Origin of the sequence: Rhizobium sp. PP-F2F-G48 (assembly GCF_004342335.1) — a bacterium.
In the GTDB taxonomy this organism is placed as follows: Bacteria; Pseudomonadota; Alphaproteobacteria; order Rhizobiales; family Rhizobiaceae; genus Ferranicluibacter.
Map to the genome: position 1 here is coordinate 402,118 of NZ_SLVH01000001.1, position 20,956 is coordinate 423,073.

Consider the following 20,956-nt stretch of genomic DNA (forward strand, 5'->3'; position numbering starts at 1 on the left):
CATGAGGGACATTCGAAAGGACGACGCGGGCTCGGTCGCGATCATGTCGGTCTTCTCCATCATGGTGTTGCTGATGATCTCGGCGCTCGCGCTGGAGACGTCGTCGCTCTATGTCGAGAAGCTCCGCACCCAGCGGGCGGCCGATATCGCGAATCTCGCGGCTGCGAACACGCCGTCGCCCATCGTCAGGACGGCGCCCAGCGCCATCGCGCTGGCAACGGCACGACAGATGGCCGTCGTCAACGGCTTCCAGCCAGGCGAGGTCGAGACCACGGTGACGGCAGGGGCCTCGGGCGTTCCCGAGCTTTCGACCCGGATCCTGCACCAGAGCCCGCTCGATTTTGGTCAGATCCTCACAGACAAGCGGACGGTGCCCGTGGGCGGCAGCTCGTCCGCCCGCGTCGTCGCGGAGGGGACTGGCGACTGTATCCGGTCGCTGTTCGGGGCGACCAGCATCTACGATAGGGCGGTGGTCGATGGTCCCGGCTGCACCATCGCGGCGGCGACCTATCTCAATCTCTGCGGCACGCCTCTCGTGGCGGCACGCAAGGTCGAGGTCGGAACCTCCCGCGATGTGCAAACGATCTTCGTCTGTTCGCAGGGGCTGATCGATCCGCCTCTTTCAAGCTTCTCCTTCAATACCCCGAGCGTCGATCCGCTTGCGGCGGATCCGCGCATTCTGGCAATCAAATCCCGCCTGCAGGGCATGACGAACTGGGCTTACGGCACCACCATTCCGAAGGCGCCCCTCACGCTGGAGATCGCTTTCGGCGGGGATGAGACGTATTCCGGCGCCACCGTTTCTCTGCCGGGAACGCGTCGCTACGGCCGTCTCTCGATTTCCAATTCGACCATCGCCATCACGGCGCGCGGTGCGCCGGACCCCACCTGCCAGTACCCGACCACGATCAGCGGCGATGTCGTTCTGTCCGGAACCAATCAGCTCACCTTCGGCTCGGGTTGCTACGCCATCGGCGGCTCCCTCCTGAATGGAAGCGGTGCCGTGACGCGCTTCGATCCCTTGCCCGGCGCGAGCGTCATGCTGGTCGTGATCGGGAAGATCGACAACGCACCCGCCACCCTGAGCTTTGGAAATATGGGGTTCTCCATTTTGGGAGACGTTTCCAATGCCGAGCATGGCAAGCTGACATTCGGCAACGGGCCGTTCCGCATCGGGGGCGGGATCACCAACCATAATGGAACCCTGCGTTTCGGCGACGGGCCCTATTATGTCGCGGGCGGGACCATCTCCAATGCGGGATCGCTCACCTTCGGCAACGGCGCTTTCTACCTCTGGGGCGGCTCCCTCACCAACACACTTGCCGGTTCGACGACCTTCGGCAACGGGCCGTTCTATCTGTATGGCGGCACGGTGACGAACAGCAGCGGGCGGCTGACATTCGGTGATGGGCCTTTCGAGTTTTCCGGCGGGTCGCTGACGCTCAGTCCCGGTTCCGAAACCGTGTTTGGCGTCGGGGATCTCAATTTCTACGGGGGGAGCGCAACCTTCGAGGGTTCCAGCATCGTGGTGGGGCGGGACAGGACGGGCGATGCGCAGCGCGGATCGAGTTCGGCCTTCTTTTACGGGGGATCCTATTCCTTCAAATCGGATGCGCTGACGGCCGTGGGCACGACCTTCGCCTTCTATGGCGGCAGCGTCAGCCTCCATGGCATCGGGGCGATGACCATGACCGCACCGACCGGAAACGCGCCATCCTTCGGTTACAGGAACATCCTGTTCTACATCTATGGCGGAGCGTTCAGCCTCTACCAGGGGAATGTCCGCGACCTCCTGTCCGGCGTGATCTATGCGCCGGGAACCAATATCTCGGTCTATGGGGGCCAGAGCGTCGAGATACCCGAGGCTGGCTGCCTGCAGTTGATCGGCGGCTTCGTCGATATCTACCAGAATGCGTCGCTCAAGACGCGATCCTGCAGCCTGTCCGCAACGGCGGCCCGCACGGTGTCTCTGACGCGCTAAGGCGGTTGCGCCTCACGCGGGAACGCGGGCGATGGCCCTCAGGCCGCCAAGCGGACTGTCCGACAGGGTGACGTTTCCGCCATGGCTGCGGGCGATGTCGCGCGCGATGGCGAGGCCGAGGCCGGTTCCGCTGCTGTCGAGATTGCGGGCTTCGTCCAGACGAAAGAACGGTTTGAAGACGTCTTCGCGGGACCGCTCGGGGATGCCGGGGCCGTTGTCGTCGATGGTGATCGACAGCCAGCGCTGCCCGTGTCGCGCCTCGATATGGATCGTGTCGGCATAGCGATAGGCGTTGGAGGCGAGGTTGAGAATGAGGCGCGTGAAGGCGTTCGGCCGCACGCGAACCTCGTCGTCGCCTTCCACGACGGTTGTCAGCGTCTTGCCGTGCAGTTCGGCCTCGGCCGAAAGGCGCGTCATGACGTCCGTCAGCTTCAGCGTGCCGACATCCTCTTCGGCCTCGCCGCGCACGAAGGCGAGATATCCCTCGAGCATGCTCTGCATGTCCTCGACGTCCTGATTGAGCGGCTGAAGATCGGGATTGTCGCCGGCGATGGCCAACTGCAGCTTGAACCGCGTGAGGATGGTGCGCAGGTCGTGGCTGACGCCGGTGAGCATGGTGGTGCGCTGCTCGATCTGCCGCTCGATCCGTTCGCGCATCTGGATGAAGGCAAGGCCCGCCCGGCGAACCTCTTCGGCACCGCGCGGCGAGAAATCGTCGATCTTCTGACCCTTGCCGAAGCTTTCGGCCGCCCGGGCGAGATGCAGGATCGGCCGGATCTGGCCGCGCAGGAACAGGATGGCGATGAGGAGAAGCACCAGCGACGCGCCGACCATCCAGACGATGAAGATATGCGTGTTGGAGGCATAGGCGGCATTGCGGCGCATGGTGAGGCGCAGGATGCGGGCGCCGTCGAGCTTGATCCGGACGTAGACTTCATCCTCGCTCGTCGAGGTGTCGAGCCAGAAGGGCAGCTTCGTTTCCTGCCGGATTTCGTCCGACAGGATGCGGTTGAGAATATCGAAATAGGGCTGGCGCACCGGCATCGGCAGTTCGCCGCCATTTTCCAGCGAGATGAAGAGGCCGAGCTGCCGCCGGGCGATCGATTCGATGTCCGGGTAGGAGGCGGGCGGCATCGTGTTGATGAGGTCGATGACCGCCGCGATATCCGACGTGACGGCCGCAGACAGGCGCTGGGTGACCAGCTGCCAATGGCGCTCCATGAAGACGAAGGCGACGACGGACTGCAGGAGCACCATGGGAATGATGACGATCAGCAGCGAGCGGGCGTAAAGCCCCATCGGCAGGTGGCGACGGAGCCAGCGGGCAAGCGGGCTGCGCGGCTTCTCGCCCCGCTCCGTCTTCGTCTGGCGAACGGATTCGATCATCACTGTCCTTCCCGTCACCGGTGATAGCGGCATCCTTGCGGATGCGGTTGAGCGCTGTAGACCGATGGCCGGCCCGGCGTGATTTTAGGACATTTCCTGTGGCTACGGGGCTCACAGGAAATGTCCTCGGTCTTTGTTTTTGCCGCATTCTCCGACGCCGAAGCGAGCCCGCTTCGGCTGGGAATGCTCTAGTCTATGGCCAGCTTGTAGCCGATGCCGCGCACGGTCTGCAGCCAGACCGGATTGGACGGGTCGTCCTCGATCTTCCGGCGCAGGCGGTTGATCTGGACGTCGATCGTCCGTTCTCCGACCTCGGTATCGTCGCTCACCAGTTCGTGGCGCGGGATCGTCTCGCCGGCGCGCTGGGAGAACAGCATCATGATTTCCTGCTCGCGATCGGTCAGGCGGATATGATCGGCGCCGCGGCGCAGCTCGCGGCGGACGACGGAGAAGGTGAAGGGGCCGAAAATGACCTGCTCCACCTTCGGCGCCTGCACCGGCATATTTCGGCGCAGGATATTGTTGATGCGCAGGACGAGTTCGCGCGGATCGAAGGGTTTCGGCAAATAGTCGTCGGCACCGGCTTCCAGGCCCTCGACCCGGGCATTCGTTTCGGCCAGCGCCGTCAGCATGATGATGGGCACGGATTTGACGCGGCGCAGGCTCTGGGTGAGGGAGATGCCGGTCTCGCCCGGCATCATGACGTCGACGATGAGGAGGTCGTAATCGATGCCGGTCAGACGACGGCGCGCCTCGTCCGCATCGGCGGCCGTCGTGACGCGAAAGCCCTGCTCGACCAGATAGCGATTGAGAAGATCGCGGATGCGCCGGTCGTCATCGACGATCAGGAGATGCGGTGCATCGTCGGGAAGGGAGAAGGGTTTCGTCATCGTCGTCGCTCCCTGAAGTTCTTCCGGTCACCTCTGTTCGAACGAGAAGCGCCCGCTTTTTTGTTTTTCACATCGTCCGAATGCGCCTCTCCCGCAAAGGCGCTAGACGGATCCGGTCTTCATGCTGGCGAGGAAGCGGCGAACGGTATCGCGTCCCTCGGGACCGAGCTTGGCCAAGGCATCGGCGATGCGCTTCGACTGTGGCTCCGCCAAGGCCTTGGCGAGCGCCTTGCCCTCATGCGTCGTATAGAGCATGCGCTGGCGCCGATCCTCAGGGCCGGCAACCTGATGAATATAGCCGCCATCGATCAACTGCTTGAGAACGCGCGCCAGGCTCTGCTTGGTGATCTTCAGGGTTTCCAGAAGGTCGGCGACCGTCATGCCCGGCTCGCGATCGACGAAGTGGAGCACGCGATGATGTGCCCGGCCGAAACCGCGCTTTTCCAGGATGACATCGGGATCGGAGGTGAAATCGCGATAGGCGAAGAAGAACAGCTCGATCAGTTCGTAATCGAGCCCGGCACGCTCCGGCAAAGCCGGTTTCGTGCCGGTGTCGCTGCCCGATGTCTTCGCCTGTGCATGGCGCATCTTTTCTGCCGGGGAATCCTGTTCAGCCAAAGGGATCTGTTCTGCCAAATGCGTACGTCCTGCGGATCTAAAGTCCTGTGCCCTGCCTCTTTCTACCGTTTGCGGGGGCGCTCTGCCAGCAGGAAAGCGCGTTTGTTGCCGGTTTGCAACAGCCGGTTTTGCCTGCGGGAGAAATAGGCCTTTTCAGCCGCAGCGTGCCGGAACCTTTCTCAGACATGCGCATTCCCGGCTCAGACACAAGGACCCGTGCCATGCAGACCGAGACACTTTCTCCCGTTTCTTCGACCGCCGAACAGCTTCGTCCGGTCGTGATCACCGTGGTCCTTGCGAAAATTGCGGTCTTCGCGCTGTTGATGACGACGATCAACTATCCCGTGCTTCCGAGCCTGACGGCCGGCGACAACCTGGAGATCGCCGCGGTCCGTTAAGCGGATCGCGACACCAGGAGGTCGATGACGACGGCGCGCCAAAGCGCTTCGCAGGTTTCCCTCCGACCGCGTTGGCTCTATACCGGCAACACGTCGCAAGATGGCCGCTTGGCCTGTGGCGTTTGTAGGTTCGGCTGCTCATCCGACAGCGGCCGCAGATGAGGGTTCCCATGCTTCAGGCAGGCATCATTCCGGTCACGCATTTCCAGCAGAATTGCACCATCCTTTTCGATAGCGACACCAAGGAGGGCGTCGTCGTCGATCCCGGTGGAGACGTCGACGTAATCCTGCAGACGGTGCGGGAGAACGGGATCGCGCTCAAGGCGATCTGGCTGACGCATGGCCATATCGACCATGCCGGAGGTGCCAAGGAGCTGAAGGAGGCGACCGGCCTCGAGATTATCGGGCCGCATGAAGACGACAGGCCGCTGCTTGAAAAGCTGGAGGCGCAGGCCGAGCGCTTCGGCCTCACCATGAAGGTCGAGAACGTGCTGCCCGATCGCTGGCTTGCCGATGGCGACACGGTCTCGTTCGGGGAGCATGTCTTCGACGTGCTGCATTGCCCCGGTCATGCGCCCGGACATGTCGTCTATGTCAATCAGGCGCAGCGGTTCGCCCATGTCGGCGATGTTCTGTTCCGCGGCTCCATCGGTCGCACGGATCTTCCGGGCGGTGACCAGCAGCAGTTGCTCGACTCGATCCGCACGAAGATCCTGCCGCTCGGCGACGATTTCGGCTTTATCTGTGGCCATGGCCCAGGCGGGCAGATCGGCGAGGAACGCAGGACCAATCCCTATCTGCGGGGACTCTGACGGATCGATCCCGACCTTCGGTCAAAAGAAAGGCCACGCTTCGCGGGAAGCGTGGCCTTTTCGTTTGAGGCAATCCCGGCAGGTCAGCCGGCGTTGCAGAAGTAGGAGCGGCCGTCATAGCCGACGAAGGTGCCGCTGCGCGAGTCGAACGAACGGTAACGGTTCGAGCAATAGCGATACCAGGACGGCGACCATGGTTCTAGCGAGCCATAATTGTTGACGACGACCGGGCGCGCACGGCGATAGACCGGTGCCGGCTCGTAGTATTCGTCAGCTGGCGGGTCGATATAGACACGCTCCTCGCTGCGGTAGCGCGGCGCGCTGGCGATGGCGCCACCGACGATCAGACCCGTGGCGAGGCCAACGGCGCCAAGCGCCAGGCCGTCATTGCCGCGATGATGATGGCGGCGATAGCGCCAATCGTCCGCATGCGCCGGCGTCATGCTCGGCAGCACTGCAGAAAGCGATGCAATGGTAAGAACTGCAGCTTTGACCAAGGTTTTCATAGCGTTGATCCTGTCTCACGGGACGAAACGGCTCGTCCCTTACGATGAACCCACATTAGGTGAGCCAAACTGAATGCAGGGTGAACGGTTCGTTTTCATGGCGGGCGCGCCGAAAACGACAGATTTATCGGATTTGGGGGGCGATGCGAAAACCGGCAGCGGATTTGCGCAGTCCGCGTTTGCACAGCGACGTCCTGCAGCGTCGTCATCGGAGGATGGAAACACACTCAATCTCTTCGACGCAGCATCCCCGTCAGCCTTGCTGCGTGACACGCGTCGCACACGATCGGCACGCGCTTCCGCGCCCTCGGCCGACAGGTGCTCGTACAAACACACGAAAACCCGGCGCGTACGCCAGGTTTCCGCTTTGTGATGCGATCGGCTGATGTCTCAGCCGGAAACGTTGAGATTGACGGCCTTCGGGCCCTTGCCGCGGCGATCCGGTTCGGTGTCGTAGCTGACCTTCTGGTTCTCGGTCAGTCCGTTGAGGCCGGAGGCCTGGACGGCGGAGATATGGACGAAGATGTCCGCGCCGCCATTGTCAGGCTTGATAAAGCCGAAGCCCTTGTCGGTGTTGAAGAATTTTACAATGCCGGTTTCGGCCATGCGTCAGGTCCTTTTTCCTCTGCCCGGATGCGGCGAGCAGCATTACGAATGTGCCCAAAGGGCGATTGGCAGGCATGTCTCGACTGTGAGGAAAGGTCCTGTCATTCATGTCCCGTGCCGGATCTACCGCCCCGACACTGGCCACCCGGAGAATTCTTGCGTCCCCGGTGCGCATTTATTCTTAAGGTCTTCCCGTGTTCGCAGATTGCCCGAACGCAGTAAACTTGATGCGTTTATTTTCAATTGGCAAGCGAAAGTTTATTGAAATAAGTCAGTCGGTTGCGTTTGTCTAAATTCGGCGCAGCTGCCGATAAACCTCGCTTTTACCTCCGCGATTGCAAGCTATTGAAACTATTTCCATTTGAGAACGGGGTGGTCAAAATTTAGGCTGATTGCGACATGCGATGTCGTGATCGCTGGTTAGGCTGGATGCGCCGCCTTAGACGTTTCGAGGCGAATCTCGCGGTAAGATCGAGCTAACCTATTGACGCGACTGGCTTCTCGCCTGTCCTGTTGCGGCCGATTTCGGGGACGATCTCGACCATCAGCATGGCGGCGAAAATGATGAGGCCGCCGAGATAACCGATCGGTGCGATGGTTTCGCCGAGAAGCAACACGCCGAAGAATGCTGCAAACAATGCTTCGCTCGACAGGAAGATCGCGGCCTGCGGCGCTGTGGTGTAGCGCTGTCCGACCACCTGCAGGGTAAAGGCGACGCCGCTCGAGAAGATGCCGGAATAGAGAAATTCCGGGATCGTGGCGGTGACGGCATTCAGCGACAGCGGCTCGCCGACGATCAGTGCGACTGCACTGGCGAGGACGGCGCAGGTTGCGAACTGGATGAGCGACAGGGCGAAGGGCCGGCCGCTGGAGTGGGCAAAGACGGTGATGAGGATGACCTGGACCGCGCAGAAGAGCGCCGCAAGGATGGTGAGAAGATCCCCTTCCGTCAGTTGCGACAGGGCGCCGCCCGAGAGCAGGAAGATCCCGAGGAAGGACAGGCCGGCGGCCGGCCAGATGATCCAGTGCGGGCGGCGGCGCAGGAAGAGAACGGTGAGGATCGGTACGATCACCACGTAAAGGCCGGTGAGGAAGCCCGAATTGGCCACCGTCGTCGTCATGATGCCGATCTGCTGCGTGAGGGCGGCAAGGAAGAGCGAGACGCCGATGGCGACGAAGCCGCGCAGATCGCGCCCGCTCGGCGCCATCGATGCGCGGCGGTGTTCCCAGAGCGCGAAGGGAGTCAGCACGATGACGGCAATGAAGAAGCGCAGGCTCGTGAACCACAGCGGGCCGATGGTTTCCATCGCCGTGGATTGCGCGACGAAGCCGGCGCCCCAGATCGCGCCGGCAAGAAGAAGAACGAGATTGGCCTGAAGACGCGTCACGACCTGCTCCTCCACCGCTCGCCGGGCTATCCGGCTAGCAGGCGGGGGATATCATGACAAGATCGTCTGCGGCTTATGGTCTAAAGTGCTGCGACGAAGACGGCGCCGGGGCCGGCGACGATGTGGCTCTGCAGGAAGAGACCCTTGCCGACCAGCATCATGCCGGCAAGCGCGACGATGACGATGGCGGCGACGACGATGGTTTCCAACGCGTTGAGGCCGGTAAAGAGACTGAAGCGCTGCTGTTTGTGGTCGGGTTCGGATGCCATGGCGTTCACGCGTCCCACGACAGGCCACGCGCCTGCCAGCGCCATAGGCCGAAGCTGACCGCAGCCATCGCCGCACCGGCCAGCAGCATCAGTCCGATGGCGATATGGCGTTCCGCCGGCATGATGCGGCCGGGCAGGGCGAAGGCGCTGATGCTGGCGAGCTGGCGGGCCGAGAGGATGGCGCCGGTCGACATCTGATCCGGCTCCCCGAGGGGGGCGTTGTCGAGCCACAACATCGGGCTGTTGGCTTCGGGCCCCGTCGCTTCGATCAAGGCCGGGGGCTTGCCGAGCGGAAACAGGGCATCGTCCGCCTGCTCCGATGCCAGTTCCGCCTGCTCGAATGCGAAGCCTGTCTGCGCCTGCGTCTCGGTCCACTGTCCCGCCATGGCGGTTCCGGCCGAGGCAAGTGTGGCCGCGATGGTCAGGCCGAAGGCCGCGCGACGCAGAAACGACAGGGCAGGTGGGGCGGATACAGGCATGACGGACCTCGAGGGCAGGCGGCGGAACAGCTTGAGCGGATAGGCTGTAGAAGGCGCTCCGATATCGGCTTCATATCGACCGAATTGCGGCATGCTCCGGCAAATGTCATGGCAAAAACAAGGCGCCGGGATAACCCGGAAATAACTGTTTTCATTAAGGAAAAATAAACCGATGCAAGAGGCTCCGCGCAAGCTTCCGCGCGTGTGAAACGAAGCCCGATCGGCGTGATTCGCCAGTCGTCATCGGTTCGTCGATGCTGGACATGCGATCCATCAAACCTCGTCATGTCGCCCGGTCTTGCGGCCTTTCCCCTTGAATTGACCGGCTACATTCGACATACAGCTAGCGCTCCGGGCCGTTTTTCCGCCGGGGCATCCTTGTCGAAACCATCAGGACCGTCCCATCATGGCCTTTCTCGCCGACGCTCTTTCCCGTGTGAAGCCCTCCGCCACCATCGCCGTGTCGCAGAAGGCGCGCGAACTCAAAGCCAAGGGCCGGGACGTGATCGGACTTGGCGCCGGCGAGCCGGATTTCGACACGCCCGACAACATCAAGCAGGCCGCCATCGACGCGATCAACCGCGGCGAGACGAAGTACACCCCGGTTTCCGGCATTCCGGAACTGCGCGAGGCGATTGCCAAGAAGTTCAAGCGCGAGAACAATCTCGATTACACCGCGGCGCAGACCATCGTCGGCACGGGCGGAAAGCAGATCCTGTTCAACGCCTTCATGGCAACGATGAACCCCGGCGACGAGGTGGTCATTCCCGCGCCGTACTGGGTGTCCTATCCGGAGATGGTTTCGATCTGCGGCGGCACGCCGGTGTTCGTCGAGGCGACGCAGGCCAACAATTTCAAGCTGACGGCCGACGATCTCGACAAGGCGATCACCGCGAAGACAAAGTGGTTCATCTTCAACTCGCCGTCGAACCCGTCGGGTGCCGCCTATTCGCATGACGAGCTGAAGGCGCTGACGGACGTTCTCCTGAAGCATCCGCATGTCTGGGTGCTGACGGACGACATGTACGAGCACCTCACCTATGGCGACTTCAAGTTCGCGACGCCGGTCGAGGTCGAGCCGAAGCTCTATGAGCGGACGCTGACGATGAATGGTGTTTCTAAGGCCTATGCGATGACCGGCTGGCGCATCGGTTATGCCGCCGGTCCGCTGCCGCTCATCAAGGCCATGGACATGATCCAGGGTCAGCAGACGTCCGGCGCCTGCTCGATCGCGCAGTGGGCGGCCGTCGAGGCGCTGAACGGCACGCAGGATTTCATTCCGGAAAACAAGAAGATCTTCGAAGGTCGTCGCGATCTCGTCGTCTCCATGCTCAACCAGGCGACCGGCATCATCTGCCCGTCGCCGGAAGGTGCTTTCTATGTCTACCCCTCCTGCAAGGGGCTGATCGGCAAGACGGCGCCTACGGGCAAGGTTATCGAGACGGATGAGGACTTCGTGTCCGAGTTGCTCGAGTCCGAGGGCGTCGCCGTGGTTCAGGGGTCGGCTTTCGGCCTCGGCCCGAACTTCCGCATCTCCTATGCGACGTCGGAGACGCTGCTGGAGGAAGCCTGCAAGCGCATCCAGCGCTTCTGCGCCGCCTGCAAGTAACGCGACGAAGAGGCAGGTTTCTTGACGCTTTCCGGGCACCACAGGATCTACATCTGCTTCTTCCTGTTTGCCATGGCGTTGGGGGCCTTGCTGGCGCGCATGCCCGACCTGCAGGTTGCCCTGCAGGTCGATAAATCCCAGCTAGGCCTCACCCTGATCGGCATGGCGATCGGCGCGCTGATATCGCTCACCGTGTCTTCGCCGCTCATCGAGCGGCTCGGGCCCAAGGTAACCGCCTATATCACCGTGATCGGCACCGCCGCCTGTTATGCGCTCGTGCCTTGGATGCCGGGCGCGGCCGGCGTCTTTGCCGTCCTGCTTGTGGCCGGCATGCTCGCGGGCGCGCTGGAAATCAATCTCAATGTCGAACTCGGGCGCATCGAGGCGGCCACCGGCCGCAGCGTGATGAACCGGGCGCATGGCTGCTGGAGCGCCGGCTTCTTCGTCACGGCCCTCGTCGCATCCTTCGTCCGACAGTCGGGCATGTCCATGCAGGCGCATCTGGGCGCCGCATTTCTGGTCGTCATCGTCTTTGCGTGGATCGCGATCCGCGGGCTTGAGGCTGCACCGGTCGATGCCTCGCATCTGCCGGAGGAGAAGGCGCCGGCTTTCGCCTTCCCGACGATGGGTCTCCTGCCACTCTGCCTGATCGGCATCGCCGCGTTTCTGGTCGAAGGTGCCGGCATCGATTGGTCGGCGATCTACATGCGGGACGTGTTCCAGTCGGAGCCTTTCGTGGGCGGTCTGGGCCTCACGCTCTTTACCTTCTTCATGGCGCTGGTGCGAATGGTGGCCGATCCGATCGTCGAGCGTTTCGGCAGTCGTGCGGTTGCCGCCTCGCTTCTGGTCCTGTCGGCCATCGGTATTGCCGCGGTCGGCCTCTCGCCGCATCCGGTCGTGGCGCTTGTCGGCTTCGCCCTGATGGGTGCCGGCTGCAGTGCCGTCTATCCGCTCGCGGTCTCCGCCGCCGCGCAGCGGCGTGACCGCGCGCCGCATGTCAACGTCGCCTCGCTCGGGCAGGTGACGTTCATCATCTTTTTCTTCGCGCCACCGCTGCTCGGCTTCGTCGCCGAACACGCCGGCATTCGCGCCTCCTACTTCATCTGCCTGCCGCTGGTCGTCGGCGCGCTGTTCTGCGTTCCCGCCTTGAAGAGCGTTGCGCCGCGCACCGCCTGACGTCGATCCGGCATCCGACATTCCAGCACGAAAAAAGGCCCGCATCGCTGCGAGCCTTTTCCTGTTCGCGATGGCCGGCTGACTACTCAGCAGCCTGCTGCGTCAGCACCGGGTAATCGGTGTAGCCCTTGGCACCGCCGCCATACAGGGTGTCGGCGTCGAGCGCGTTCAAGGGGGCATCCTGCCTCAGGCGCTCGACAAGGTCCGGGTTGGCGATGAAGGCCTTGCCGAAGGCGACGAGATCGACGCGGCCGCTTTCGACCGAGTCGATGGCCAGCTTGCGGTCATAGCCATTGTTCGCCATCCAGGCCGCCTTGCCGCCTGCGGCCTGATAGCTTGCACGAAGGGCTGCGAAGTCGAACGGCGTATCGCCCTGCTTGAAGTCGCGATCGCCGCCGGTGGCGCCCTCGATCACGTGGATGTAGGCCAGCGCATGCCTGGCGAGACCCTTGACGACATGGTCGAAGAGGGGCTGCGGCTCGGGATCGAACGCATCATTTGCCGGCGTGACCGGGGAGAGGCGAATACCGGTGCGACCGGCGCCGATCTCGGCCACGATGGCGTCGGTTACCTCGAACAGGAAGCGGGTCCGATTTTCGATGGAGCCGCCATAGGCGTCTGTGCGGGTATTGGTGCCGGCGCGCAGGAACTGATCGACCAGGTAGCCGTTGGCCGCGTGGATCTCGACCCCGTCGAAGCCCGCATCGATGGCGGCACGGGCCGCCTTGCGGAAGTCTTCGACGATGCCGGGGATTTCCGAGGTTTCGAGCGCACGCGGCTCGGATGTCGGAACGAATTCGCCCGCGCCGTCGGGATGGCGGATGTAGGTCTTGGATTTCGCCGTGATGGCGGACGCCGAGACCGGCTTGCTTTCGCCCGGCTGCAGCGAGGTGTGGGAGATGCGGCCGACATGCCACAACTGCACGACGATCTTGCCGCCGGCGGCGTGAACCGCGTCGGTCACCTTCTTCCAGCCCTCAAGGGCTTCAGAGGTGTAGAGGCCGGGAACGTCGGCATAGCCCTGACCCTGATGGGTGATGGCGGTCGCCTCGGTGATGATGAGGCCCGCGGTGGCGCGCTGCGCGTAGTAGGTGACGTTCAGCGTGTTCGGCACGGCGCCCGGCGAGCGATTGCGCGTGAGCGGCGCCATCACGATGCGGTTGGCAAGCTTGATGTCGCCGGCGGTCGTGGGTTCGAAGAGAGACGTCATGGAATGTCCTTTCCAGTCGGGTCGGGGGAGGTGGGTTTCAGAGAGCCGTGCCGATTTCGGCAAGGAACGCCTGAATGGTGTCTTCATTGCGCTTGTAGAAGATCCACTGGCCGACGCGTCGGGTCGTGACCAGGTCTGCGCGCTGGAGAATCGCGAGATGCGCCGAGATCGTGGATTGCGACAGGCCGACCGTCTCGAACTGGCTGGCACAGACGCCCATCTCGACCGGGTGGGCCTGCGACGAAAAATGCGCGCTCGGGTCCTTGAGCTTGGTCAGGATCTCGACCCGCTTGGGATGCGCCAGCGCCTTGAGGATTTCGTTCAGGTCCATGATGTCCGTCGTAGAAAAACGAATTTAAAATTGTATTCCTCCGATACATGGATCGTTGAAATACGATTTACAAGGGACGGTTTCGAGAAAGGCTGTTATGGGCCAAAAAAAAGGACCTGCGGCGAAGCCGAGGTCCTTGAGATGTGAAGGTCATAAAACCTCCAGAGGGGAACAGCTGGTGCGGTGATACTGGGAGGGATTAGATCACCGGTGCATCAGCTCAAAAACATATGGGAAAGACCTGTGACGAATTCAACACTCGATCCGGAATTTCGTTGAAATTCTGCCGAGGGGGCTCCTCGCGCCGTCCGTCGTCGAGCGGTGCCGCGTCCCGCAAGGCGTAAAATCCGGACAAAAAAAGAGGGCCGCAAGTAAACTTGGGCCCTTTAAAATTATGAAGGTTATTCAACCTCCAGAGGGGAACAGCTGCTGCGGTGGCACTGGGAGGAAAATCGCCACCAAAGATGCATCAGCTATGGTCGGTATGATCGTTTCTTAGGCGGCCAGCAATCAATAACTCTGCACATCAGCTATGCGACAGACGCATCTCTGGCTAAGTTTGAGGCAAAGTTGGTGCATAGCTCGCAGGCGCGCCAAATCCACGCCCGGGGAAGATCAGTCTTAACAAGACGTTGAGGCGATGACAGTCTATGGCTGAAATTTCGGCACTGCTAAATCGCGAGGCTAAAAGTTCCAGTTCCGCGCCTTGGAGACGATGAAGTCCCGGAAGACCTTCAGCTTCGCGGCATTTTTCAGCTCGTCGGGATAGCAGAAGTAGGTGTCGAACGAGGGGATGTCGGCGCCGATGGGCAGCTGGATCAGGCCGGGATCGCGCCCGACGATGTAGTCCGGCATCATGGCGATGCCGATGCCGAGCAGGCAGGCGCGCTTGATCGAGGTCTGGCTGTTGATCTGGAGATGCGAAGTGCGCGGATTGTCGCTGTCGCGCCCGGCGATCGCAAGCCAGTTGACGTCGAGCAGATAATTGGGTGCCGGCTCGCCGAAGGTGATGATCCGGTGGTTGTCGAGATCCTCGATCGATTGCGGCTCGCCATGCTTGTTGATGTAGGAGGGGGCGGCATAAAGATGCATGTGGACCGTGAACAGCTTGCGCTGGATGAGGTCCGATTGCTGCGGCTGCCGAAGCCGGATGGCGCAATCGGCGTGGCGCATGTTGACGTCGAGTTCCTCGTTGTCGAGGATGAGCTGGACCGACATATCCGGGTAAAGTGCCAGGAACTCCTGCACCTTGTCGGTCAGCCAGCCCTGGCCGAGACCGACAGTGGTGGTGATGCGCAGCTTGCCGGAGGGCTTGTCGGTGGTCTCCGTCAGGAGAACCTTGACGCTCTCCAGCTTCATCAGCACTTCGTGCGCCGTGCGATAGAGGATCTCGCCCTGTTCGGTGAGAATCAGGCCGCGGGCATGACGGTGGAAGAGCTTGATGCCGACGTCCTGTTCGAGCGACGAGACCTGACGGCTGATGGCGGACTGGGACAGATGAAGCTTGTCGGCGGCATGGGTGAAAGAGCCTGCTTCCGCCGCAGCATGGAAGATGCGCAGTTTATCCCAGTCGAGCGGCATTCCGTCCCCCAGTCACAACGCCTGCGGGGAGAAAGCGGTGTCGCTTTCTCCGTCTGGCGCTTCTTTCGTTCCCACAGGGCACCACCGTCGATGGCGCCACTTTCTCTCGCAGCGTCTACTCGGCTGCAATTGCGACGGGCATATGACCCGCCAGAAATTTCTCGGCTTCCAGCGCCGCCATGCAGCCCATTCCTGCCGCCGTGATCGCCTGCCGATAAATATCGTCGGTCACGTCGCCGGCGGCATAGACGCCCTCGACGTCGGTCGCGGTCGAATCCGGCGCGGTCCAGAGATAGCCGTTCGGCTTCAGGCGCAGCTTGCCCTTGAAGAGTTCGGTCGCCGGTGCATGGCCGATCGCCACGAAGACGCCGTCGATCGGCATGTCCGACACCTCGCCGGTGCGCGTGTTGCGCAGGGTAACGCCGGTGACCGAGGCGGCCATCGGCGGCTTGGGCGGCGTGCCCGTATAGGCGGCGACCTCGTGGTCCCAGACGATCTTCACGTTGGCCTTGGCAAACAGGCGCTCCTGCAGGATGCGCTCGGCCCGGAAGTGATCGCGGCGATGCACGACGGTGACCGTCCTTGCGAGGTTCGACAGATAGAGGGCCTCCTCGACGGCCGAGTTGCCGCCGCCGACGACGATCACGTCCTTGTTGCGATAAAAGAACCCGTCGCAGGTCGCGCAGGCCGACACGCCGAAGCCCTTGAAGGTCTCCTCCGTCTCGATGCCCAGCCATTTCGCTTTGGCGCCGGTGGCGATCACGATCGTATCGGCCGTCCAGACGGTGCCGCTGTCCGTCGTCAGGCGGAAGGGACGGACCGAAACGTCCACGGACGTCACGAGATCGCTGACGATCTCGGTGCCGACATGAACCGCCTGCTTCAACATCTGCTCCATCAGCCAGGGGCCCTGGATCGGATCGCCGAAGCCCGGATAGTTTTCCACATCCGTGGTGATCATCAACTGGCCGCCCTGTTCCATGCCGGCGATGAGGACGGGGTTCAGCATGGCGCGCGCGGCATAGATGGCGGCGGTATAGCCGGCCGGGCCGGAGCCGATGATGAGAAGCTTGGTGTGACGGGCGGTCATGGTCGAAAAGTCCTGGTCGTTGTCCGGTCTTGCCTCTAGGGATCAGAGACCGAGAGTGAAATGACTTTGGATCGTAACATCTATGAACACCGCGACGGCTTATTCAAGCCCATGCCTTCTTTTCCTGCTCTGAAGGTGCATTTACCAACAACCGGTTGCGATGTTCCCCGTGATGGGTCCAATGGAAATTGTCTTGCTGAACGTCATTGGATGGTGCAGATGTCGCAAAGACATCAGCCAAGGATGAAACTTATCCCGTGTTGCGCGCCGATCTCGATCAGATCGACATCAAGATACTCCGTGAGCTTCAGGCTGATGGACGCATCACAAATGTCGAACTTGCTGCCCGCGTGGGGATCTCGGCGCCGCCCTGTCTCCGGCGTGTGCGTCGCCTTGAGGAAGCCGGCATCATCGAGGGCTACAGAGCACTCCTGAACGGCCCGATGCTCGGTCTGGATCTCGTTGCCTTCTGTATGATCGGCCTCAAACACCAGTCCGAAGCGAACCTGAAATCCTTCGCCCTGGCAACGACGTCATGGCCGCTGGTCCGTCAGGCGTGGATGGTTTCGGGCGACAGCGATTTCCTTCTGCATTGCGTTGCTGAAAACCTCACGCTGTTCCAGGATTTCGTTATCGAGATCCTTACGGCAAACGAGCAGGTGGACACCGTGCGGACGATGCTCACGATCCGGCAGGTGAAGAAAGTCGGTTTGGTGGAGATCTGATGGCGTCCGATCGGCCTCTGGCGCGAAAGTTCTGGAAGCTTGCCGCCCGTCTTGCCTACGGTAGCAGGCGCGCCCACGCCCAGGATTGGGCGCCGAGTCTTGTCATCGAGCGTGCGCCATATGGCCCGGAACGAGTCGTCATGTTTCGGGGGGCTTCAGCTGGCTCGCTGATGCCCGCGTCGTATCTCGGCGATCTCGCCGCGCGCAACATAACCATCGTCGGATCGGGGCCCTCAGTCGGTTCCGCTGATCTCTCCTCTCTCTCTCCGCGCAGCACGATTCTGCTGAATGGCGCCCTGAGCCTCATTCCGGATCGTGTTGCGCAGCCGCTGGCTATCGCCGTCGAAGACGAGCGCTTCGTCTACCGCCATTTTCGCGCTTTTCTTGAGGGACTTGATCGTTCCATCCCGTGTCTCCTGTCGGTTGCCGCCATCCGCGCCCTTCTCGAGCATGATCCCACTTGGCTTGTCGATCGTCCGGTGCTGCTGATTGACAATCTGCTCAAGCCTTACGGCGGCGATCGCCGCGAACTCAAAACGCTGACCCGCATGATTACCGTCGAAGTCGATCTGAAGACGGGAGCCGGCATTTCTCTTGACCCGGATCTTGGCGTCTTCCAAGCGGGAAGCGTTTTCATCTCCGCCCTCCAGTTCGCGCTCTTCTATCGACCGAAAATCCTGGGCTTCATCGGCATAGACATCGCCAACGCTCTGCAGCCCCGCTTCTACGAAAAAGGCACGGCGAAGGCGTTCTCGGGCGTGGCAGAAGCGGAAGATCGCATCCTCGCACATGTGAGACTTGCGAAATCTGTCGGCGAGCGGCAAACGACGGTTTTCGTCAACTACTCACCGTTTTCATCGCTGGCAAAGTGCGGGATCGCGTTTAGCGATCGGTTACTGGCGACCCCGCTTTGAGTCCGGACATGGTTCGATGAGCATCACGTCGAGTTTGCACGCGCGGCCAAGAGCCGCTGTTTGCGTGTTTTCGGTTTGAGGCGCTTGAACGTATTGTAGAATGCTCTGAGCGGGGATGTGATCGAGAAGAGTTGATCAACCTGCTTCTTCGTCCCTTCAGATTGAGCGGACAGAACCTGTATCGACGCCAGAATGATGTCGTTTTCCTCAATTTCGGGGAAATGGCGTCGAAGCGCAGCGTAGGGATCCGCTTCTGCCGGGCCGCCGAAGGTCAAGCGCTTGTGGGTCTTCAGCACCTGCAGGACAGACTGCTCGAACACCCAATCGTGGATATGGAAGACCTTCCATCTGGCGCTTCGCAACCCCGTGAAGCCAGTCAGCGAGATTTCGACATTTCTCACATGTTCGCTCAACCAAAGCGCGAGGGCAAAGCCAGTGCTTGCCGTATGGTCTTGCGGGTAGAGCGGACGGAGGTACGCCGCAAGATCGAGCGTACCTGCCGGAGATGGGCCGAGTTCGCTTTCGCTTTGCAGATGTTCGAATGCAACGGCGCGCAGGTTCATGATTCCGCGAAAGCCCGGTTTCTGCAGCAAAGCCGTCATCTCGGACAGGATGCCACGATAGACAAGTTCAGAGCCGGCTTGGTTGCTTCGTGTCACGAGAAGCGTGTTATCGCTGGTTGGTGTGTCAAGAACCCTGTTGACGCGATTGAAGTAGACGAAGAGCGTGGAATCCCGAACATCATCAGGCAGATCCTCAGGTTCTGCCGTATCGCTATTGGCGACGAGGACGATGCGGCTGAATTCGGAAAAGAACTCAATCCAATCGCAGAATTCATGTCGTCCAGCTGCCGTCTTGATTTCCGTCTTTCTGTCTTCATCGCCTCGCATCACAGCCGATCCCGCACATTGGGTACGCCAGCAAGACGGCTTTCGATATAGCGGATACGCCGGCGCCGGCGCCGGAGCCGTTTCTTGGGAAAAAGCAAGCGACTGTTTTTTGCTTCCCGACTCGCCTGCAAATGCTCGATAAATACGCCTTCACCATCGATTTGGAACGGCGAGTCAAAGATCCAACAGTAGGATGCGGGCAGTTCGCGGATGTCAAAGCGCGGCGAGACAGCCGCTTTATCTTCCGCAACGATCTCCTCCAGAACAATCTGGTCCCAGATCTCCGGGTTGGCGTCGCAGCGGTCCTTCCATGCAGCCAGCAAATCGGATGCATTCTTCGTATCGTTGATGAGAATCGTTCCCGCCAGCAGATTTCCGGTGAGGGGGCTGTAAAACACTGAGATGTCGCCGGTGTGTGCGGCGAGCGATGGCCATGGATTGTTGTGAAAAACAGCATCGACATCGACGTAGAGCAACGCGCCGCGGCGGCTTAGGCGCTGCTCATGTAAAAAGCCAGCCTTCAGCGAGGCGTTGCGAACCCAACTGCCGGCGCTTTTCACTGGTGTCGTTTCAACGGAAAGTCCGAGCCTTCGCGCCGAAGCAGACATCCGTGCCGCTTCGTTCTCGTACAGGCTGTTCGTCGTGTAGAAGCCGATCACAGTCTTTAGCGGGTCAATGGATTTTGCCGACTTTGCCTTTGCTTCGCCGTCGTCAGGGAAAACCATGTCTTCTGGTGGATTGGATGGAAACAGCCTCTTTAGGAGGCGAGACAGGATCAACATGATACAAAACTCATAAGTTAGCAGGTCACCATGCGCGCAGTGCGGCAAGGCGCACGACAGAAACCATACTGTCGCGCGAAAATTGCATTTTCAGACGTTAGTTATATATAAAACAGAAAACCGCGCAACGGCGGCAGCTAAATAAGGATTGTCGTGTTTGCGGCGTCCGTCTTTTGGGCGTCGATGAGGTGAGATACTCTATCGAACACGCGCGGATGCCTCAGGGCCTCAGGGCCTCAGTGCTCAGCAATCGACCATAAACCCCCGACAGCGCTCTCGCTTCCCGTTCGATGCCGAATTCGGCGCGGACATGGGCGAGGCCTGCCTGGCCGTGGGCCGTGGCGCGGGCAGGGGCCTGGAGGTAGAGGCGGAGCGCGGTGGTGAGCGCGTCGCCATCGCCGGCCGGCACGACGGCGCCGGTCTCGCCCGGGCGGATCATCTCGGCGTATGCACCGGCGTCGGAGGCGACCACGGCAGCGCCGGAGGCCATGGCTTCGAGCGGCGTCAGGCCGAAGCCTTCGTTGCGGGAGGGGGCGACGAGCAGCGAAACACGGCGATACCAGGGCTTGATGTCATCGACTTCGCCCAGAAAGCGGATGCGATCCGACAATCCCGCCTCGGCGATCGAGGTTTTGAGGCCGGCGGCGAAGGTCTCGTGTTCGGGGGTCACGCGGCCACAGATGACCGCGGTCCATTCGGGATGATGCGGCAGAAGCGCGATCATCGCCGCCACGAAGAGGTCCGTGCCCTTCTGCGCCCGCACGCGCCCGAAACAGCCGACGAGCCTGCGGCCGGCAAGATCGTCCGGTGCGGGTTCGCGACCGCCCGTGGCCGGGGGATGAAACAGATCGAGATCGACCCCGTGGCGGATGACGGTGTGGGGGACGTCGAGAAAGCTTCCGGATTTGGCGGATGTGGCGACGACCGCGTCCATGCGGCGGATCAGTCCCTTGGTCCAGCGCGAATGCCGGCGTTGGGCGGCCGAGGTGAAGAGAAGCTTGAGCGGCATGCGCAGCACGTCGCGCAGCAGAATGCCGGGAAGCATTTCGAGGTTGCGTCGGGCGTGCCAGATGCGAACGGCGCCTCCCTCCGGTGGGCGGCGGAGATGCAGGAGGTCGCGAAAGCGGATGGCGGGAAGGGTTTCCGGCAGGCCCGGCCCGAGCGTCGCGATCCGCTCGCCCATGCGGGCCTGCACCGGCACGAGCTGCACGATGGTGGAGGTCACGCCGGAAAGCCGCTTCTTGAAATTCGGAGCGATGATATCGACGGTGCGGATGTCCAGAAACCTGCTCATGATCAAGAGAGGATAAAGGAA

General features: G+C 61.6%; 22 protein-coding genes. 7 read left to right on the forward strand and 15 right to left on the reverse strand.

All coding sequences use genetic code 11. The features are described 5' to 3' along the window. Window position 1 precedes the first annotated feature (1 nt). A complete protein-coding gene (locus C8J36_RS01890) occupies window positions 2-1,981 on the forward strand; it encodes a pilus assembly protein TadG-related protein (protein ID WP_132532018.1) in 1,980 nt (659 codons plus the stop codon). Between the two features lie 12 nt (window positions 1,982-1,993). Here the strand turns inward: C8J36_RS01890 and C8J36_RS01895 are convergent, their stop codons facing one another. The 3 genes from C8J36_RS01895 to C8J36_RS01905 all read right to left on the reverse strand — a co-directional run bounded on the left by C8J36_RS01895 (window position 1,994) and on the right by C8J36_RS01905 (window position 4,845). Then, complete coding sequence (locus tag C8J36_RS01895) at window positions 1,994-3,367, reverse strand: ATP-binding protein (protein WP_132532021.1); 1,374 nt, start codon at window positions 3,365-3,367, stop codon at window positions 1,994-1,996. Between the two features lie 188 nt (window positions 3,368-3,555). Beyond that, window positions 3,556-4,257: a response regulator transcription factor gene (locus C8J36_RS01900; protein WP_062592266.1), complete on the reverse strand. Its 702-nt coding sequence runs from the start codon at window positions 4,255-4,257 to the stop codon at window positions 3,556-3,558. 102 nt (window positions 4,258-4,359) lie between these two features. Further along, the gene (locus tag C8J36_RS01905; RefSeq protein ID WP_132532981.1) at window positions 4,360-4,845 is read right to left on the reverse strand and encodes a MarR family transcriptional regulator; all 486 of its coding nucleotides are present in this window, start codon (window positions 4,843-4,845) and stop codon (window positions 4,360-4,362) included. Window positions 4,846-5,096: 251 nt separating this feature from the next. Here C8J36_RS01905 and C8J36_RS24735 point away from each other — a divergent pair, with 251 nt between their 5' ends. Then, window positions 5,097-5,273, forward strand: a complete 177-nt coding sequence (locus tag C8J36_RS24735) for a hypothetical protein (RefSeq protein WP_165914923.1) — start codon at window positions 5,097-5,099, stop codon at window positions 5,271-5,273. Between the two features lie 170 nt (window positions 5,274-5,443). Then, entirely contained in the window at window positions 5,444-6,085 is a 642-nt protein-coding gene (locus tag C8J36_RS01910; RefSeq protein WP_132532024.1) for an MBL fold metallo-hydrolase, read from the forward strand. Between the two features lie 83 nt (window positions 6,086-6,168). On the opposite strand, the gene C8J36_RS01915 is transcribed toward C8J36_RS01910, so the two are convergent. The 5 genes from C8J36_RS01915 to C8J36_RS01935 all read right to left on the reverse strand — a co-directional run bounded on the left by C8J36_RS01915 (window position 6,169) and on the right by C8J36_RS01935 (window position 9,333). Then, the gene (locus C8J36_RS01915; protein ID WP_062592270.1) at window positions 6,169-6,591 is read right to left on the reverse strand and encodes a BA14K family protein; all 423 of its coding nucleotides are present in this window, start codon (window positions 6,589-6,591) and stop codon (window positions 6,169-6,171) included. Window positions 6,592-6,981: 390 nt separating this feature from the next. Further along, window positions 6,982-7,197 carry a cold-shock protein gene (locus C8J36_RS01920; protein WP_062476090.1) on the reverse strand — a complete coding sequence of 72 codons (216 nt, stop codon included), beginning with the start codon at window positions 7,195-7,197 and terminating at the stop codon, window positions 6,982-6,984. 476 nt (window positions 7,198-7,673) lie between these two features. After that, window positions 7,674-8,585, reverse strand: a complete 912-nt coding sequence (locus tag C8J36_RS01925) for a DMT family transporter (RefSeq protein ID WP_132532027.1) — start codon at window positions 8,583-8,585, stop codon at window positions 7,674-7,676. 80 nt (window positions 8,586-8,665) lie between these two features. Further along, on the reverse strand, window positions 8,666-8,854 hold the full coding sequence (locus C8J36_RS01930; RefSeq protein WP_062592272.1) for a hypothetical protein: 189 nt from the start codon (window positions 8,852-8,854) through the stop codon (window positions 8,666-8,668). A 5-nt stretch (window positions 8,855-8,859) separates the two neighbouring features. Continuing rightward, window positions 8,860-9,333 (reverse strand): hypothetical protein, encoded by a 474-nt coding sequence (locus tag C8J36_RS01935; protein ID WP_132532030.1) that lies wholly within the window; start codon window positions 9,331-9,333, stop codon window positions 8,860-8,862. 406 nt (window positions 9,334-9,739) lie between these two features. Here C8J36_RS01935 and C8J36_RS01940 point away from each other — a divergent pair, with 406 nt between their 5' ends. After that, window positions 9,740-10,942, forward strand: a complete 1,203-nt coding sequence (locus C8J36_RS01940; protein ID WP_132532033.1) for a pyridoxal phosphate-dependent aminotransferase — start codon at window positions 9,740-9,742, stop codon at window positions 10,940-10,942. 72 nt (window positions 10,943-11,014) lie between these two features. After that, complete coding sequence (locus C8J36_RS01945; RefSeq protein WP_132532983.1) at window positions 11,015-12,118, forward strand: MFS transporter; 1,104 nt, start codon at window positions 11,015-11,017, stop codon at window positions 12,116-12,118. 82 nt (window positions 12,119-12,200) lie between these two features. On the opposite strand, the gene C8J36_RS01950 is transcribed toward C8J36_RS01945, so the two are convergent. The 4 genes from C8J36_RS01950 to trxB form a co-directional block, all read right to left on the reverse strand. Beyond that, complete coding sequence (locus tag C8J36_RS01950) at window positions 12,201-13,328, reverse strand: alkene reductase (RefSeq protein ID WP_132532036.1); 1,128 nt, start codon at window positions 13,326-13,328, stop codon at window positions 12,201-12,203. A gap of 37 nt (window positions 13,329-13,365) precedes the next feature. Next, window positions 13,366-13,659, reverse strand: coding sequence for a metalloregulator ArsR/SmtB family transcription factor (locus tag C8J36_RS01955; protein WP_132532038.1), 294 nt, complete (start codon window positions 13,657-13,659; stop codon window positions 13,366-13,368). Between the two features lie 684 nt (window positions 13,660-14,343). Next, complete coding sequence (locus C8J36_RS01960) at window positions 14,344-15,240, reverse strand: LysR family transcriptional regulator VtlR (RefSeq protein WP_062592283.1); 897 nt, start codon at window positions 15,238-15,240, stop codon at window positions 14,344-14,346. A 115-nt stretch (window positions 15,241-15,355) separates the two neighbouring features. Further along, window positions 15,356-16,330: a thioredoxin-disulfide reductase gene (gene trxB / locus C8J36_RS01965; protein ID WP_132532040.1), complete on the reverse strand. Its 975-nt coding sequence runs from the start codon at window positions 16,328-16,330 to the stop codon at window positions 15,356-15,358. Window positions 16,331-16,587: 257 nt separating this feature from the next. Between trxB and C8J36_RS01970 the strand changes: the two genes are divergently transcribed. Both C8J36_RS01970 and C8J36_RS01975 read left to right on the forward strand, forming a co-directional pair. Beyond that, entirely contained in the window at window positions 16,588-17,055 is a 468-nt protein-coding gene (locus tag C8J36_RS01970; protein WP_132532043.1) for an Lrp/AsnC family transcriptional regulator, read from the forward strand. Next, entirely contained in the window at window positions 17,055-17,969 is a 915-nt protein-coding gene (locus C8J36_RS01975) for a glycosyl transferase (protein ID WP_132532046.1), read from the forward strand. The genes C8J36_RS01970 and C8J36_RS01975 overlap by 1 nt, the downstream gene beginning before the upstream one ends. Before the next feature lie 23 nt (window positions 17,970-17,992). Here C8J36_RS01975 and C8J36_RS01980 read toward each other — a convergent pair whose 3' ends face one another. The 3 genes from C8J36_RS01980 to C8J36_RS01990 form a co-directional block, all read right to left on the reverse strand. Then, a complete protein-coding gene (locus C8J36_RS01980; protein WP_132532049.1) occupies window positions 17,993-18,859 on the reverse strand; it encodes a 3-deoxy-manno-octulosonate cytidylyltransferase in 867 nt (288 codons plus the stop codon). Further along, window positions 18,859-19,641, reverse strand: coding sequence for a putative nucleotide-diphospho-sugar transferase (locus C8J36_RS01985; RefSeq protein WP_245506427.1), 783 nt, complete (start codon window positions 19,639-19,641; stop codon window positions 18,859-18,861). Before C8J36_RS01985 ends, C8J36_RS01980 begins: the two co-directional genes overlap by 1 nt. Before the next feature lie 220 nt (window positions 19,642-19,861). Further along, entirely contained in the window at window positions 19,862-20,935 is a 1,074-nt protein-coding gene (locus C8J36_RS01990) for a glycosyltransferase family 4 protein (protein WP_132532052.1), read from the reverse strand. Window positions 20,936-20,956 lie beyond the last annotated feature (21 nt).